14 protein-coding genes are annotated in these 16700 nt (G+C 52.4%); 13 read left to right on the top strand and 1 reads right to left on the bottom strand.

Annotated features, from left to right (window positions below):
* Window position 1 precedes the first annotated feature (1 nt).
* From DESHY_RS06060 to DESHY_RS06000, 12 genes are all read left to right on the top strand, one after another.
* The gene (locus DESHY_RS06060; RefSeq protein WP_008411240.1) at window positions 2-1564 is read left to right on the top strand and encodes a bifunctional ADP-dependent NAD(P)H-hydrate dehydratase/NAD(P)H-hydrate epimerase; all 1563 of its coding nucleotides are present in this window, start codon (window positions 2-4) and stop codon (window positions 1562-1564) included.
* A 166-nt stretch (window positions 1565-1730) separates the two neighbouring features.
* Window positions 1731-2183, top strand: a complete 453-nt coding sequence (locus DESHY_RS06055) for a MarR family winged helix-turn-helix transcriptional regulator (protein ID WP_008411238.1) — start codon at window positions 1731-1733, stop codon at window positions 2181-2183.
* A 74-nt stretch (window positions 2184-2257) separates the two neighbouring features.
* Entirely contained in the window at window positions 2258-3835 is a 1578-nt protein-coding gene (locus DESHY_RS06050) for an MDR family MFS transporter (RefSeq protein WP_008411235.1), read from the top strand.
* A 461-nt stretch (window positions 3836-4296) separates the two neighbouring features.
* On the top strand, window positions 4297-5421 hold the full coding sequence (ald, locus tag DESHY_RS06040; protein ID WP_008411233.1) for an alanine dehydrogenase: 1125 nt from the start codon (window positions 4297-4299) through the stop codon (window positions 5419-5421).
* A 231-nt stretch (window positions 5422-5652) separates the two neighbouring features.
* A complete protein-coding gene (gene alr, locus DESHY_RS06035; RefSeq protein WP_048817925.1) occupies window positions 5653-6786 on the top strand; it encodes an alanine racemase in 1134 nt (377 codons plus the stop codon).
* Window positions 6787-6788: 2 nt separating this feature from the next.
* Complete coding sequence (locus DESHY_RS06030) at window positions 6789-7358, top strand: ANTAR domain-containing response regulator (RefSeq protein WP_048817924.1); 570 nt, start codon at window positions 6789-6791, stop codon at window positions 7356-7358.
* A gap of 290 nt (window positions 7359-7648) precedes the next feature.
* On the top strand, window positions 7649-9022 hold the full coding sequence (locus tag DESHY_RS06025; RefSeq protein ID WP_008411228.1) for an ammonium transporter: 1374 nt from the start codon (window positions 7649-7651) through the stop codon (window positions 9020-9022).
* Between the two features lie 15 nt (window positions 9023-9037).
* Window positions 9038-9376, top strand: a complete 339-nt coding sequence (locus DESHY_RS06020; protein WP_008411226.1) for a P-II family nitrogen regulator — start codon at window positions 9038-9040, stop codon at window positions 9374-9376.
* A gap of 143 nt (window positions 9377-9519) precedes the next feature.
* Window positions 9520-11721, top strand: a complete 2202-nt coding sequence (locus DESHY_RS06015; RefSeq protein WP_008411224.1) for an S-layer homology domain-containing protein — start codon at window positions 9520-9522, stop codon at window positions 11719-11721.
* Between the two features lie 103 nt (window positions 11722-11824).
* Complete coding sequence (locus DESHY_RS06010; protein ID WP_008411222.1) at window positions 11825-12700, top strand: glycosyltransferase family 2 protein; 876 nt, start codon at window positions 11825-11827, stop codon at window positions 12698-12700.
* Window positions 12701-12811: 111 nt separating this feature from the next.
* Window positions 12812-13540, top strand: coding sequence for a metallophosphoesterase (locus DESHY_RS06005; protein ID WP_008411221.1), 729 nt, complete (start codon window positions 12812-12814; stop codon window positions 13538-13540).
* Between the two features lie 139 nt (window positions 13541-13679).
* A complete protein-coding gene (locus DESHY_RS06000) occupies window positions 13680-15242 on the top strand; it encodes a methyl-accepting chemotaxis protein (RefSeq protein WP_008411219.1) in 1563 nt (520 codons plus the stop codon).
* Here the strand turns inward: DESHY_RS06000 and DESHY_RS13575 are convergent.
* Window positions 15232-15507: a hypothetical protein gene (locus DESHY_RS13575; RefSeq protein ID WP_235695526.1), complete on the bottom strand. Its 276-nt coding sequence runs from the start codon at window positions 15505-15507 to the stop codon at window positions 15232-15234. The two genes, DESHY_RS06000 and DESHY_RS13575, sit on opposite strands and share 11 nt — an antisense overlap.
* A 169-nt stretch (window positions 15508-15676) precedes the next feature.
* On the opposite strand from DESHY_RS13575, the gene DESHY_RS05995 reads away from it, so the two are divergent.
* Entirely contained in the window at window positions 15677-16699 is a 1023-nt protein-coding gene (locus DESHY_RS05995; RefSeq protein WP_008411218.1) for an HD-GYP domain-containing protein, read from the top strand.
* Window position 16700 lies beyond the last annotated feature (1 nt).

The raw sequence follows: 16700 nt of genomic DNA, 5'->3' as shown, positions 1-16700 counted from the left end.
CATGCGTATTGCAACTGCGGAAGAAATGAACAAAATTGACCGGCAGGCCATGCAACAGTACGGCATACCGGGTATTGTCCTGATGGAAAATGCCGGTTTGCGAGTGGTCGAGGTAATTCAGCAAATACTTTCGGATATAAAAGGAAAAGTTTTTAGCATTCTGGTGGGCAAAGGCAATAACGGGGGTGACGGCCTGGTGGCAGCCAGGCATCTCCATAACCGGGGCGGTCAGGTTAAAGTACTGCTGCTGGCTGATCCGGAAGAGTTGCAGGGTGATGCCCGGGTTAACCTTACTATCTGGCAAAAAATGGGACAACCCATTTACCAGGTCAACCAGGTTAACGGCATTAATATTCTCAAACTGGCCCTCTTAAATACTGACCTTGTGGTTGATGCCCTGTACGGCACCGGCTTCCGGGGCAGTGTCAATGAAAAGACCGGCCGGGTTATTGAATTAATTAACAATAGCTCCTTGCCGGTGGTGGCGGTAGATATTCCTTCCGGGCTGGAGGCGGATACCGGGCGTGCCAACGGCCCTTGTATCCGGGCGACTCATACGGTCACCTTTGGTATTCCCAAGATCGGCTTGGTGGTGGAACCAGGTGCCGGTTATGCCGGCCGGTTGCATGTGGCGGACATTTCGCTGCCCAAGACCCTGCTGGAAAGCAAGGAGATACCCCGGCAGCTGTTAACCGGAGAGATGGTAGGCGGCTGGTTTAAACCCAGGCCGGGTGATGCACACAAGGGCAGCTGTGGGCGAGTATTGGTTTTGGCCGGCAGCCGGGGTATGACCGGTGCAGCCCGGCTGGCGGCCAGGGCTGCTCTCCGGGCCGGTGCCGGCCTGGTAACCCTGGCTTTGCCGGAGAGTGTACAGCTGGTGGCCGCCGCTGCCCTGGAAGAAGTTATGACCAGGGGTTTGCCGGAAACCGCGGCCGGCAGCCTGGACCTGGCTGCTTTACAACCTGCTCTGGAGGCCTGTGCAGCGGCGGACGTATTGGTTGTCGGTCCGGGACTGAGCTGTCAGCCGGCAACAGTTGAATTAATCAGGGAGCTTTTGCCACAGCTGACCGTACCGGTGGTTATTGATGCGGATGCCCTCAATGCCCTGGCCGGTGCCGACCGGTTGCTGAACGGGCTCAACGTGCCGGCTGTCATTACGCCGCACCCCGGTGAAATGGGGCGGTTATGGGGTGTTGCGGCCGCCGAGGTGCAGCAAAACCGTCTTCAACTGGCCAAGGAGGCGGCGCAAAAGTGGCGAGTGGTGACAGTTTTAAAAGGGGCCCGCACGGTCATCGGCACCCCGGCGGGGGAGCTTTATATTAACCCCACCGGCAACCCGGGCATGGCCACCGCCGGCAGCGGGGATGTCCTGGCCGGCCTCATCGGGGGACTGCTGGCCCAGGGTTTTACCCCGGAACAGGCTGCCGCCGCCGGTGTTTACCTGCACGGGTTGGCCGGAGATCTGGCTGCCCGCCGTTTAGGCCAACCCGGCACCCTGGCGGGCGATATACTGGAATTTTTGCCGGCCGCCATGCAATCGGTCCTCACTAAAGAGATGAAATAGCCATAACGTTAACATAAAAATACGCCACCTGACCGGAAAAGCGGCAGGTGGCTTGTTATTTTACTTGCGTCATCAGCAAAAAAACCCATTTGACAAGTTAATTTTTATACCTTATATTTAAACATGTTAAATATTTAATGAATGAAATAACCAGGGGGATAACTCAATGGCTGACAACGAATACTTAAATAACGCTGTTAAACGCCTGGAAGCTGCCTTGAACCAAACCATGAGAAAACTGGGGCCCCGCTTATCCTGTGCGGCAGAAGGGTTAACTCAACCCCAATTCATGGTTTTAGGTTTTCTTAAAAACAAAGCCTGCACGGTAACAGAAATAGCAGCTATGATGGGTGTCCAACCCAGCGCCATAACTGCTATTTTAGATCGTATGGAAAAGAGTGGTTTTATCCAAAGGGAAAGAGATAAACAAGACAGGCGTTTAGTGATAGTGCGCATCACGGACCAAGGCCAGGAAGCATTTGCCAAAGCGCAGGAAAAACGGTTAGCCGTTCTGATCCGGTATTTTAGCTATCTGGAACGGGGGGAATTAGAACAATTAATCCGCATTTATGAAAAGTTAGCGCACATCCTGGAAACAGAAGGAGATTACCCCGGCTAAACTGTTATTGGTCCGCTGGCCCGCTGGGCGGCGGCAGTTGCTTAATAAATCTATGTTAGAAAAGGTGATGTTTTATGCAAACAGATGCCCAACGCCGGCTTTTAATGGCGGGGTTGCTGCTGGGCATGTTTTTTGCCTCCCTGGATCAAACGGTTGTGGGCACAGCCATGCCCAGAATTATTGGCGAGCTGGGCGGTTTGGATATTTTAGCCTGGGTTACCACCGCCTATATGCTGAGCTCCACCACAGTGGTGCCCATTGCCGGCAAACTGGCTGATTTATACGGGCGCCGCATTTTGTATGTTGCAGGGATTTTTCTTTTTATGGCGGGTTCTGCCTTGTGCGGCACCAGCCGGAACATGACCGAACTGATTATCTATCGTGGTTTGCAGGGGTTGGGCGGCGGCATCATGATGCCTATGGCCATGACTATTGTGGGAGATATATTTCCGCCGGAAAAGCGGGGCAGGTGGCAGGGTGTGATGGGAGCTGTGTTTGGCCTGTCTTCCGTAATCGGCCCGACCGTTGGCGGCTGGCTTGTGGACTATGCCAGCTGGCGCTGGGTATTTTATATTAACCTGCCGGTGGGTATAGTGGCAGCGGCGGCCATTTTTTTAGGGCTGCGGGGCGAAAAACCTTTGGCCGACAAGGTAATCATAGACTATTGGGGAGCCGGCACCATGGTGGTAGGGGTTGTATCCCTGCTGCTGGGTTTAAGTTTAGGGGGAAAGGAGTACCCCTGGAATTCCTGGCAGATTATTGGCCTTTTGAGTTTGGCCGGCATTTTTCTGCTGATCTTTGTGCTGATTGAAAAAAAAGCGGCCGAACCCATTTTGAATTTAAACTTATTCAGAAACCGGGTTTTTGCCGTTACCAACATGGTAGGATTTTTATTAGGCCTGGGTATGTTCGGCGCCATTATGTTTATGCCGCTGTTTTTGCAGGGGGTAGTGGGCGTCAGCGCCACCCGGTCCGGCAATACCATGATTCCCATGATGTTCGCCATGATGGTGACCAGTATGCTGGCAGGGCAGCTGCTGTCGAAAACAAGTTTTCGCACCATGTTTGTGGCGGGTACCGCAATTATGGCCTTGGGTTTTTTCCGCTTAAGTGTGATGACGGTGCATACCGGCGAACTGCAGGCAATTGCCAATATAATTATCCTGGGTACCGGCATGGGTTTTGTCATGCCCACCCTGACCATTGCGGTGCAGCAAGCCTTTCCCCCGCAGCAGCGCGGCGTAGCCACCTCAGCCACCCAGTTTTTCCGCAGCATTGGCGGCACCCTGGGCATGACCCTGCTGGGTGTGGTGATGAATCATCAATCGGTCAAAATACTGGCCAGGGATTTTCTGCCGGCCGCTCAACAAATGCCTGCTGTGGCCGGCGGGCCTTGGCGTGAGATGCTGGCCAAAGCACAGTCTGATCCGCAAGGTCTGTTTAATACCCTTTTGAACCCGGCAGCTCTCAATAAAATGCCGGCAGCCTGGCAGCAAATGCTGCTGCCGCCGCTTAGAAACGCCCTGGCCGATTCGCTGCATGTGGTTTTCCTGGTGGCTGCCTGTGTCATGCTGTTAGGGGTTTTGATCAGCCTGCTGCTGGGCAAGGCCGGGCTGTCGCCTGCTAAACAAACATTGCCTTCTTTAAAATAACCAGGGTGATACCTGATTTGGGCATCACCCAACAAACTGCCGGCATCGCTGCCGGCCGGAGCGGCCGATCTTACCGGGCTGCCTGCTCGTTGCGGTGTATACGGGATTTATTAAAACGGTTGGCCTTAAAAAAAACCCTGCCCGGTCGGTGGCAGGTGTTGATAAGGAGAATATGAAGTTTTGTTGGCCGGAAAAACCACTTTAATAATACAACCAACATATTAATTTTCTGTTGCAACCAGGTAAACTTATAATTAACTTTTTGGCAAGTAATATTTCCACATTTGGAAATATTACTTGCCAATTTTGTTGAGAAAAAAGCAGATATGGAAATAATACTTTCCATATAAATAAACAAACGGTTTTAACGGCTTGGTTTTCGGGTAAAACAGCGGTATATTTTTTTGGCATTGATCTTGCAATTAATATTAGGCAACTCATCTTCTAAGGAGGCGACCTCTGTGATTATCGGAGTACCAAAAGAAATTAAAAATAATGAAAACCGTGTGGCCATTACCCCTGCCGGCGTACATGCCATGGTGAGTAACGGTCATCAGGTGATTATTGAACAGCGGGCCGGTCTGGGCAGCGGTATTTCAGATGAGGACTATCTGGCAGCCGGGGCGCAGCTTGTGGATACCGCCAAAGAGGTATTTGACAGGGCCGACATGATAATGAAAGTCAAGGAACCCCTGCCGCCCGAGTATGATTTATTTAAAGAAGGCCAGGTACTTTTTACTTACTTGCACCTGGCACCCGAGCCGGCACTGACGCGGGCCTTGCTGCAGAAAAAAGTTGTCGGCATAGCTTATGAAACCATTCAATTGGACAACGGATCCCTCCCCTTGCTGACTCCTATGTCAGAAGTGGCAGGCCGTATGGCTATCCAAATCGGTGCCCGCTATTTAGAAAAAACCTACGGCGGCGCCGGTGTCCTGCTGGGCGGTGTTCCCGGTGTGCCGGCAGCCGAAGTTGTCATTGTCGGCGGTGGTATTGTTGGCACCAACGCAGCCAAAATGGCCATGGGTTTGGGAGCCAGCGTCACCATTCTGGATGTTAACGTGGATCGCCTGCGCTACCTGGACGACCTGTTCGGCGGCCGCATCCATACCGTAATGTCAAACAGCTACAATATTGCTGAGGCTGTTAAAAAAGCCGACCTGCTGGTGGGGGCAGTGTTAATTCCCGGGGCCAAAGCCCCCCGGCTGGTAACTGAAGAAATGGTTAAAAATATGAAGCCCGGCTCGGTTATCGTTGATGTGGCCATTGACCAGGGCGGTTCCATTGAAACCATTGACCGGGTAACCACCCACAGCGAACCAACCTACGAAAAATACGGGGTAATTCACTATTCGGTGGCTAACATGCCCGGTGCCGTAGCCCGCACTTCCACCTTTGCCCTGACCAATGTAACCTTGCCCTACGCCCTGCAGCTGGCCAACAAGGGCTGGTTGAAGGCTGTCCGGGAGAACTGTGCGTTGGCCAAAGGAGTCAATGTGGTGGACGGCCGATGCACTTTTAAGGCGGTAGCAGAAGCCCTGAATTTAGAGTATACTCCTCTGGAGAAAGTAATCGGCAGTTTATAAAAACCCGCAAATGCCTGGCAATCGCCAGGCATTTGACTGTAAACAAAGGCTGTAAAACAAAGTGAGGAAGTTTATGATCCCCTGTCGGCGCTTAGACCGGAGCCACAGGGGATCATAAACCACCGGTAATGTTTGTGACACTCTGATGCTTGGCACAGCCAAGCATTTTTTTTTAGTTTGTGCTACAATAGGGACAATGTGGATATTGTTGCTTGCTGGCAGGTGAACAAAATGAATGAACCAATTTGGGCAGAAATAAATCTGCAGGCCATTGGCCATAACATCCGGGAAGTCAGAAAACTGGTGGGGCCGCACCGGGAGATTATGGCGGTGGTTAAGGCCAATGCCTACGGTCACGGCGCCGTGCCGGTGGCCAAAGCGGCCCTGGCCGCCGGGGCCACGCGGTTGGCGGTGGCTCGTTTGTCGGAAGCCCTGGAGCTGCGCCGGGCCGGCCTTGATGCACCGATATTAATTTTTGGTTATGTTTGCCCGGACCGGTTGGCGGATGCCTTAACCAATAATCTTACCTTAACCGTTTACCGGCTGGATCTGGCCGAACAAGCAGCCAGGGCAGCGGCAGCTGCCGGTTGTTCGGTTGCCGTGCACCTGAAGGTGGATACCGGTATGGGGCGGCTGGGTTTTCCGGCGGATGCCGAGGGAGCAGCGGCCATAGAAAAAGTCTGCCGGCTGCCGGGGCTTAAGGTGGAAGGTATTTATACCCACTTTGCTGCGGCGGACGAAACTGATAAAAGCTATACAAGTTGGCAACTGGAGCGTTTTTTGACCCTGTTAAAGGATCTGGCCCGCCAGGGCATTTCTTTCCCGCTGCGGCATTGCGCCAACAGTGCCGCTGTTATTGATTGCCCGGCAGCTTACCTGGACATGGTGCGTCCCGGTATTATGATGTACGGTTTATATCCGTCTGAACAGGTAAATAAAGCGGCAGTCAATTTGCAGCCGGCCATGACCTTAAAAGCCAGGGTGGCCCATGTTAAAAGGGTGGCGCCGGGTACCAAGATCAGCTACGGTTGCACTTATACGGTAACGGCACCCACTGTAGTTGCTTCCCTGCCCCTCGGATATGCGGACGGTTACCCCCGCCTGCTTTCCTCCCGGGGCCAAGTGTCGATAAGGGGACGACGGGCACCTGTGGTGGGCCGGGTCTGTATGGATCAGTGCATGGTAGATGTGGGGCATATCCCGGGGGTACAGGTTAACGATCCGGTAATTATTTTCGGGCAGGACGGGGAAAACCAATTGCCGGTAGAAGAAGTGGCTGCCTGGCTGGGTACTATAAACTATGAGGTTGTCTGCCAGGTAGGCGGCAGGGTACCGCGGGTTTATACAGGACTGCCGGGAGAGTGATTATGCAGAAGCGGATTATCATTGCCAGCGGAAACAAAAAAGAATTGGAACAGCTGCGCTACATGCTGCCCCGCCTGGGCTACCGGGTGGTGGGGGAAGCTGCCGGCGGTATGGATGCCCTGAAAGTGGCCCGTGCCACGGCACCCGATGCAGTGCTGCTGGACGACCGGCTGCCGGTATTGGACGGTATGCAGGTGGCCAAGATATTAACGGAAGAAAATCTGGCGCCGGCGGTACTGATGGTATCCCAGGGAAATAAAGGGCTGGTGGAACGGGCCCGGGAGGTAGCGGCGGCCTTTTTGATGCGTCCTTATTTGGAAGATCAGTTATATGCGGCAGTGGAGGCGGCGGTGGCCACCCATCAAAAATATACTCAGTTGCAGCAGCAGCTGCATAAACTGCAAGCCACCCTGCAGGCCCGCAAAATTGTGGAACGGGCCAAAGGCATACTTATGAAGCAAAAGGGTTTTAGTGAAGAACAGGCCTTTAAAGTAATCCAGCAAACCGCCATGAAAAAAAGAACCACCATGAAAGCGGTAGCCGAGGCTATTATTACCGGTTACGAACTGTAACTGCAGGTAAAGTATACAGAATTCCCACACTGAAATTGTTGTCAAAGGCCGGCCGGGAGAATATAATAACATTAACAGCAGGGGAACAAAGATGTACCCCATACAAGCCAAGGAAGGCTCAATAACCGCTTTAGGTTGTTGAGCCTTATTGTTTTGGTTTGATGGCAAAGGCGCTTGTTTAAGGGATATTTTCCCTCCAAACAGGCGCCTTTACTGTTACCGGAGGCCTTGCTGCAACAGGGTACCCACAGTAAGGCTTCTCACTAAAATTATAACGGGGGGTTTAACACATGCTAAACAGGATAAAAACAGTTCTCCTGCCGCTCTTAGCCTGGCTGTCTATACCGGGCACCGCCTGGGCCGCCGGTAAGCCGGTTGTTGATACCGGTGACACTACTTTTATCATTATTTGCGCTGCGCTGGTAATGATTATGACCCCTGGCCTGGCGCTGTTTTACGGCGGCATGGTAAGAAAGAAAAATGTACTCAGCACCATCATGCTCAGCTTTATCGTAATTTGCGTGGTCAGCATTATTTGGGCTTTGTACGGCTATACCTTAGCCTTTGGTCCGGATGTCGGCCGGGTTATCGGGGGCCTGGATTACCTGGGACTGCAGGGAGTTGGGCAGGAGCCCAGCGGCACCATTCCGCACTTTATCTTTATGGCTTTTCAATTAATGTTTGCTCTTATCACGGTTGCCATTATAACCGGGTCAGTGGCTGAACGCATGCGTTTTCCGGCTTTCCTTGCCTTTATTGTATTGTGGGCCTCCCTTGTCTACTCTCCCCTGTGTCACTGGGTATGGGGCGGCGGCTGGCTGATGCAGCTGGGAGCGCTGGATTTTGCCGGAGGTACGGTAGTACACATCAGTTCCGGCGTGGCCGGTTTGGTGGCGGCGCTGGTCATCGGTCAGCGGCGCGGCTATGGCAGCGAACCCATGGTGCCGCACAATCTGCCCATGACCGTGCTGGGGGCGGCACTGCTCTGGTTTGGTTGGTTTGGTTTTAATGCCGGCAGTGCCCTGGCGGCCAACGGCCTGGCGGCCAGTGCCTTTGCGGTGACCCACCTGGCTGCTGCTGCCGGCGGGGTTTCCTGGGTGCTGGCAGAATGGGCCCATCATGGCAAGCCAACCCTGCTGGGATGTGTTTCCGGCGCTGTGGCAGGTTTGGTGGCCATTACCCCGGCCGCCGGTTTTGTGGCTCCGTTGCCTGCTATTCTGATTGGCCTGGTGGTTGGCCCGCTGTGTTACTTTGCGGTGGCGGTTGTCAAAAGCAAGCTGGGTTATGACGATGCCCTGGATGCCTTTGGCATTCACGGGGTAGGCGGAACCTGGGGGGCTGTTGCCACCGGCCTGTTTGCCAGCAAGACGGTTAACCAGGCGGGGGCAGACGGCTTGTTTTACGGCCATGCCGCTCAACTGGTGACACAATTAATCGGGGTAGGAGCCACCGTAGTGTTTGCCGGCCTGGCCACCTTCCTTATTCTTAAACTAATCGGCTTGTTCACCGATTTACGGGTTTCCGCCGATGATGAAGCAATAGGTCTTGATGTCAGTGTGCATGGTGAAAATGCTTACGCTTATGCGGATACCTTCGGGGGATCCCTGACCAGAGATATAAAAGCTGCCCCTGGGGTCAGCAGTTCTGCGATTAAAACGGTTTAACAAGGAGGTTGTCCAATGACCAAAATCGAAGCCATTATCCGGCCGGGCAAACTGGAAGAAGTTAAAGAGGCCTTAAACAAGCTGGGCATTCATGGCATGACGGTTTGCCAGGTTATGGGCTGCGGCCACCAAAAGGGGCGCACCGAAGTGTATCGGGGAGCGGAGTACAGCATCAATCTGCTGCCCAAAGTAAAAGTGGAGATTATTATCGATGATCGGTGGGCAGATGCCTGTGTGAAGGCTATTGCCGAGACTGCCCGCAGCGGTGAAATTGGTGACGGCAAAATCTTTGTCTACCCGGTCAGTAACGTTATTCGCATCAGAACCGGGGAACAGGGTGAGGCGGCAATCTAGCGGCACTGAATCTCCCCCATATGCAGGGGAGATTTTTTGTTTCCCAATAACAGTTATATGACCCGGTGTTTGTGCAACAGGCTGTAACAAAGTGCAGGTTAATACGTCTATATTGGTAAAATAAGACTGGGGAGTGAACTTCTGTGAATAAAAAAATTACCGGCACTTTGCTGGTCGGTTGTTTAGCAACCGGATTGCTGTTTAACCAGCCGGTCTGGGCGGATGAGGCGCAAATAAAGGTGATGCCGAAACCACCCGGCGAGCTTGAAGGTGATCCGTCCCTGGCCAAGTTTCCCCTGGACAAAGCCATTGCCAGGGCGAAAGAGGTATTTGCCATTGACAATCAATTTGAAAACTTTCAAAGCGGTTTTAGCACTTATAACGGCAGGGCGGAATGGCACCTCAACTGGCAGCGGGAAACCGAACCCCGGGGCAACATTTCTGTGCGACTGGATGCCATAACCGGGGAAATTATCGGCATGGATCGCTGGCAGGAAATACCGCCGGGCCGGCGCTACAGCGGGCTGCCGCAGTATTCCTGGGAAGAGGGTGCCCGGCGGGCCCGGCAGTGGGTAGAGCAACTTATGCCCGATTATGTTGGTCAAATCCGCCTGCTGCCCAACCAGGATCAGCCCTATTACGGGTACGGCGAGCGTGGGCCGGTGGAGTACAGCTACAACTTTGTCAGGGTGGCAAAGGGCATACCTTTCCCGGAACACAATATTTATGTACGGATCAACGGTGACACCGGCGAGCTGTTGGGCATTAACTTGAACTGGGACAACAAGCTGACGTTTCCTGATGCCGCAAGGAAAATTTCTTCTGACCAAGCTGCCAAGGTGTTGGAAGAAAATGTGGAGCTGGCTTATTTTCGCCCGCCAGGCCCGGCAGGAACGCCGGTTAAATTGGTCTACCGGGTAAACAAGGGGCAGGGTTTGCTGATTGATGCCTTAACCGGCAAAGTGCTGGAAAACCCGGGCAACTATTATGAACGAGGCGGCATGGGTGGCGACATGGCTGCCGCGCAAAATGCCAAACAAGAGTTAACGCCGGCGGAGCAGGCCGAAGTGGCTAAACTGAAAAACTTGCTCAGCGCTGACAAGGCCTTGGCCCAGGTAAAAAAGGTTATTAATCTGCCCTTTGACATAAAACAATGTGAAAAACGTTTGAGTTATGATTACCAATATCCTGACCAAAAACAATGGCATTTTCACTGGAGCAGTCAGACGGCTGCGTCATATCAAAGCATCAGCATAGCTGTTGACGCTGTCACCGGTGAGCTGGTCAGTTTTAACAAGTGGCAACAAAATGACGAGGCGGCAGCCGGTCGCCAACCGGGGTTGACCAGAGAGCAGGCTCAAAAAACAGCCGAGGATTTTATTAAAAAAATACAGTCCCGTCGTCTGGCTGAAAGCAAACTGGAGCAAAGCTGGAGTGATGCCTATGGCATCAAAGGAATGCCGGGGATTTACCGGTTTGCCTATGTCCGGCTGGTTAACAACATTCCTTTTGCTAACAACGGGTTTGAGGTGGAAGTTAATGCTTACACCGGGGAGGTCACAAGTTTCCGCATGGTCTGGTGGCCCTTGCAATTTCCCCAACCGTCCGTGATACTGGAAAAACCTAAAGCAGTCAACATTTTCCTGGCAGATGACGGATTGGCTTTGGAGTATGCCAGAATCTTCCGGGACCAAAGCGATCCGCCGGTGAACCTGGTTTATCGCTTAAATGACAGGCCTTCCTATATGATAGATGCCCAGACAGGCAAGTATCTTAACTGGCAGGGCCAACCCATACCGCCCAAACCAAATTACAACTTTACTGACATTGCCGGGCATCCGGCGGAAAATGACATCAAACAACTGGCGAAAGCCAACATTGTAAAGAGTATAGACGGCAAGTTTTATCCCCAGCACAATCTTACCAAACTGGCTGCCCTGGAGATGCTGGTGGCCGGCCGGGGCTGGTATATAGAGCCGCCTTACCAACCGCTAAACGGCAGCGAACAGGAAAAACAACAGCAACAGGTGGTTAATGCCGCCCTCAGCCTGGGTATCATAACGGCGGCTGAGACCGGGGAGTTAGACCGGGAGTTGACCCGCCTGGAATGGGCCAGATTGATGATTAACACCCTGGATTATGACGGCGTGGCCAAGCTGCCCGGCTTATACACTTTAAATACCAAAGATGCCAACCAGGTGCCCCGGGAAATGCAGGGATATGCCGCCCTCAGTTTGGGCCTGGGGCTGCAGAGTGTTAACCAGGGGTATTACCGGCCCCATGAAAAAGTTACCCGTGGTCTGGCGGCCATGTCACTGGTGCGTATGTTAAAGGTGCAAAAGTAATCTGCAAAAAAGCGCTTGCCTTGGGGCAGGCGCTTTTTTGCGGACAATATCCGGCCGGCGCCTTCATAAGATATAAAAAGGTCACACAGGAAGGAGAAACGCCATGCCGCAAGTTTCTATCGTTATTCCTTGTAAAAATGAAGGGAGTTTAATTAAACAAACCATCACCTCCATACTGGATACACCGGTCCGGCTTTCTTATGATATTACGGTGGTTAATGACGGCTCTACCGACGGTTGCTGCACCTTTTTGCAGGGCCGGCGGCGGGATGCCAGGGTAAGGCTTATTAACACCCCCGGCGTGGGGGCGGCCAATGCCAGGAATCTTGGAGCCCGGCATGCGGCAGGCCGGCTGCTGGTTTTTTGTGATGCCCATATTACGGTAGAGGAAGATTGGCTGGATTTACTGGCGGAAGACCTGGCGGAGGAAGGTGTGGGGGCAGTGGCGCCGGGCATTGCCAACCTGAACAATGTTTATGCCATTGGCTATGGATTAACCTGGAATGAAAAATTGGAAGCCCGCTGGTTGCCTTGCCCCGCCGGGGTGGCCGAGGTGCCCTTTGCTCCCGGGGGATGTGTGGCTGTGAAGCGGCAGGTTTTTCAGGATGTCGGGGGGTTTGAGCGGGGATTTCGTATTTACGGCTTTGAGGATGCAGAATTTTCATTAAAATTATGGTTGTTTGGCTACCGGGTACTGGTGGATCCGGGCGTTGTGATTAAACATTATTTTCGGGAAAGCCTGCCCTATCAAATCACCATGCAAGATTATGCTTACAATGCCCTGCGGTTGGCTTTAAGTCATTTCCAGCCCCGGCGGGTGGCTAAAGTTATTGATATGTTTGCTTATTTAAAAAATATCGGCTCGTTGGTGTCGGAAGTACTTTTTGCCAGTGATGCTTTACAGCAGCGGCAACAATATTTCCGGCGCCGGCAATACCAGGATGATTGGTTTATGGATAAATTTCAAATTCCCTTTTAACAAGGTTGACAACCCTTTAAGCGGCGGGATAAGATAACCCTAGATACCAAATATTGGTGCATAGCAATAAACCACTGCCAGCTTCATATGTCGGAAAGGAAGTTGTTTAATGTGAGATTTTTCGGTATCAGTGACCTGCACCTTTCCTTTACCAAACCGGCCGATCCGGCTAACTGGGAACAATCAGAACTGCATAAGCCGATGGATATTTTTAATCCCGAGTGGTACAGGCATTACCAAAAGATATATGATAATTGGCAGGCTTTAGTGCAGCCGGATGACGTGGTGCTGCTGCCCGGCGATATTTCCTGGGCCACCCGGCTGGAAGAAGCCAGGCACGACGTAGATTACCTGGGGTTATTGCCGGGCACCATCTATGCGGTGCCGGGCAACCATGATTACTGGTGGCAGGGCATTGCCAAAACCCGTGCCTTTGTACCGGGAAATGTAAAACTGATTCAAAACGACCATGCCCTGGTTGGGGATACCGCCATCTGCGGCACCCGGGGTTGGACTTGTCCCAACAGCCACCAATTTACCCAGCAGGATGAAAAAATCTATAAAAGAGAATTAATCCGGCTGGAAAATTCGCTGCGCAGCATCCAGGGCAGGCCCGGTGAAATTATTGTGTTGATGCATTTTATGCCTACCAACGAAAACCATGAACGATCCGGTTTTATTGATCTTTTTTGCCGGTTCAACGTCAGCCGGGTGGTGTACGGCCACTTGCATGACCGGGCCAGAAACTACCGGCTGCCGGATGAAGCATGGGGTATTAAATTTCACCTGGTCAGTGCGGATTACCTTAATTTTTCACCGGTATTAATCAAAGAGCAATGACATTCCGTATTGCCGCACGGTTTGATGGCATAAATGAAACCTTAATGATTATTTGCCAAAACAGTTGCAAAAATTTTCTAACCCGGTGTATACTTTTGTCATAGCTTGCCTTTGTGAAAGTTGGGAAAGGGGGAGAAAAATGCGGCTTAAACTGACCACACGGATTGTCCTGGGTTATTGTGTAATTTTAGCCATGGCAGCTCTCCTGGCCGGTGTTATGACCTACCAGGTACAGCAAATTGTAACGGAAATTGACGGTTTGCAAAAACACAACATTCGCACCATGGAAGGTATTGCCATCTCCTACTATGTGGAGGAGCAATCCTCTCTTATTAAAGAATACCTGATCACCGGTTCACCGGACGACAAAGCTAAGGTGGAGCAAAAAATCAAAGAAGCGCTGCAGCACGAAGAAGATTTAATTAAGATTACCCGGCAAAAGGTAAACCTGGACAGGATTACCAAAGTACATGAGTTAAATAAACAAATGGAACAAGTTTTTCAAAACCAAATTGTCCCGCTGGTGGAGCAGGGCCAGACTACCGAGGCGTTACGGGTTAAAACAGAGCAGTTTAACCCCCTGGCAAACCAATTAAAAGATGCGGTTAACGCTTATGTAGATTATAAGAAACAGGAAAGCAAGCTGGCCGAAAATAATTCCCTGCAGGCCAGCCTGGAAGCCAAAAAGGCTGCCGTTTCTTTTGGCGTGGTAGCCGTGTTGCTGGGCCTGTTATTCAGCTTTCTGTTTTCCCGGGCCATTACCCGGCCAATCAATCGCTTGGTGCAGGAAACAACGGTGGTGGCCGGCGGCGACCTGACCCAGAGGGTTGAGGTAATCGGGGAGGACGAACTGGCTCAGCTGGCCCGGGCCTTTAACCGGATGGTTGAAAACCTGCATCAAATGGCAAAACAAGTGGTGGATAAAAGCACCGGCCTGGCAGCCCACAGCCAGGAACTATCCGCAGCCACCCAGCAGGTAAGCGCTTCGGTGGAGGAAATTACCGGCTCCACCACTGAGCTGGCGGCAGCGGCCCAGCAGGAAGCAGCCGGCGCCGGCAATGCAGTGGAAGTTACCCGTCAGGTACAACTGGTGGCGGAACAGGGCGACCAGGCGGTTGGCCAGGCGGTGGAAAAAATGAATGCCATCGTCTCAAGGGTGGATCAAAGTTCCCGGCAGGTGGCCCGGTTGGGCGAAAGATCCCGGGATATCGGCAAAATTACCGATGTTATTACCGGCATTGCTGACCAGACCAATTTGCTGGCCTTGAACGCAGCCATTGAGGCAGCCAGGGCGGGCGAACAGGGCCGGGGCTTTGCCGTGGTGGCGGAAGAAGTACGGAAGCTGGCAGAACAGTCTTCCCAGGCGGCCAAAGAAATTAGCCAGATTATCAAACAAATCCAGCTGGAAACCGAACAGGCAGTTAAAGACATGAGTTTGGGCGTGCAGGAGGTGCACCAGGGTACCCAGGTGGTTGACGCGGCCGGCCAAGCCCTCAAAAAAATCCTGGAGCATGTGCAGGAAACTGTCACCATTATTGAAGAAATTGCCCGGGGGGCGGAACAAAACAGCCAGAACAGCCAGAACCTGGCGGCTGCCACCCAGCAGGTCAGTGCCAACGTACAGCAAATTGCTTCCACTGCCCAGGATTTAGCTAAAATGGGCGACGAGTTCCAGCAACTGGTTGCCAATTTTAAGGTATAGCAAGAAGGAAAGCTGCACTCTTGGTGCAGCTCAGAGTGTTGACAAAGGTTGTAAAACAAAGTGAGGTGGTATTATGATCCCCTGCCGGCGACTTGTCGAAGCACCGGTAACAGCACTTGATGAGCAAAGGAGCCATTGGGGTGGCGCCCACAGGACGTGGGCGCCGGCCGAACCGGGCCAGGAGGGCCCGTTTGAGGCGACCCCAAGGGCGAACGGAGCGAATCATAGTGCTGTCGGTGCGTAGACCGGAGCCAAAGGGGATCATAAACCACCGGTGATGTTTGTCTACAGTCTGAGCTGCACTATTGGTGCAGCTTTTTTAATATGGTAACGTTTTTATGTATTAATTAATATTGAACGAAATAAAAAGAAAAGCTACAATTTAGGTACAACCCCGGTGAAGCAAGATACCGGCCGGGCAGGAGGACAAGCAGGTGCGGCAAAACTACACTGTCAACATCCCGGAACTGGCACAATTTACCCAAATCATTATGGACCTGTCTGACGATTTGATTACTGTGATTGACCAACAGGGCATGATCGTTGCCATGAATACAGCAGCAAGCAGGTTGTTGGGGGTTCGGCCGGCGCAAATGATCGGCCGCTCCCTGGTGCAAGCTGTTTATGGCGGCAAGAAGTTTGATTATCAAGGCAATTACCTGAGCCCCCTGGTGGAAACCTTGGAAACCGGCCGGGAGTTTAAAAATATCGAAACCAAGATTAAATCACCTCTGTTAAAAAGTGACTTTGTTTGCCGTACCACCACAGGTCTGCTGCGGGATGCCCAAGGCTATGCCGCCGCTGCTTATGCTTATGACAAGAATTTAACCGAAGCCCGTTACCTGGAGCGGACTAATGAAAATTTAAAGGAGGTACTCCATACCCAGCAGTTGCAGACGGTGCTGGCCTTTACCGAGGCCATCGGCACCCGGGATAATTATACCCGGGGGCATTCCGAAAGGGTAGCGGAGTATGCCCAGATGATTGCCACCGCCATGGGGCTGCCGGATATAAGCCAGCTGGTTTACATAGCTGCCCTGGTACATGATGTGGGTAAAATCGGCATTCCGGAGCACATTTTAAACAAGCCGGGCCGTTTGACGGAAGCTGAGTACCAAGTGATAAAACAGCACAGCGTGCTGGGTGCCAATATACTAAAAAAAGTTGACAGTTTTTCCGACCTGGTGGCCATTGTCCGGGCTCATCACGAGCGTTACGACGGAAACGGCTACCCGGATGGCCTAAGGGGGGAAGAAATCCCCTTAATCAGCCGCATTATTTCGGTGGCTGATGCCTTTGAGGCCATGACTTCGGACCGCAGTTACCGCCGGCGGTTCAGCATTGAGCAGGCACTGGCGGAACTAAGACGTTGTGCCGGCAGCCAGTTTGACCCTGTTATTGTCGATAATTTTATTAAACTGGTCATAGGCACCGGCTGGGGGAAAAGTCTTGGTTGAT

The sequence above is a fragment of the Desulforamulus hydrothermalis Lam5 = DSM 18033 genome, from assembly GCF_000315365.1.
Taxonomy (GTDB): Bacteria; Bacillota; Desulfotomaculia; order Desulfotomaculales; family Desulfotomaculaceae; genus Desulfotomaculum; species Desulfotomaculum hydrothermale.
The sequence above is the reverse complement of the archived record's forward strand: the minus strand, read 5'-3'. Positions and strand labels throughout refer to the sequence as shown.

What these genes read in the sequence shown, in the direction of transcription:
- DESHY_RS06060 (WP_008411240.1), top strand. Translation starts at nt 2, where the DNA reads ATGCGTATTGCAACTGCGGAAGAAATGAACAAAATTGACCGGCAGGCC.
- DESHY_RS06055 (WP_008411238.1), top strand. Translation starts at nt 1,731, where the DNA reads ATGGCTGACAACGAATACTTAAATAACGCTGTTAAACGCCTGGAAGCT.
- DESHY_RS06050 (WP_008411235.1), top strand. Translation starts at nt 2,258, where the DNA reads ATGCAAACAGATGCCCAACGCCGGCTTTTAATGGCGGGGTTGCTGCTG.
- alr (WP_048817925.1), top strand. Translation starts at nt 5,653, where the DNA reads ATGAATGAACCAATTTGGGCAGAAATAAATCTGCAGGCCATTGGCCAT.
- DESHY_RS06030 (WP_048817924.1), top strand. Translation starts at nt 6,789, where the DNA reads ATGCAGAAGCGGATTATCATTGCCAGCGGAAACAAAAAAGAATTGGAA.
- DESHY_RS06025 (WP_008411228.1), top strand. Translation starts at nt 7,649, where the DNA reads ATGCTAAACAGGATAAAAACAGTTCTCCTGCCGCTCTTAGCCTGGCTG.
- DESHY_RS06020 (WP_008411226.1), top strand. Translation starts at nt 9,038, where the DNA reads ATGACCAAAATCGAAGCCATTATCCGGCCGGGCAAACTGGAAGAAGTT.
- DESHY_RS06010 (WP_008411222.1), top strand. Translation starts at nt 11,825, where the DNA reads ATGCCGCAAGTTTCTATCGTTATTCCTTGTAAAAATGAAGGGAGTTTA.
- DESHY_RS06000 (WP_008411219.1), top strand. Translation starts at nt 13,680, where the DNA reads ATGCGGCTTAAACTGACCACACGGATTGTCCTGGGTTATTGTGTAATT.
- DESHY_RS13575 (WP_235695526.1), bottom strand. Translation starts at nt 15,507, where the DNA reads ATGATCCCCTTTGGCTCCGGTCTACGCACCGACAGCACTATGATTCGC.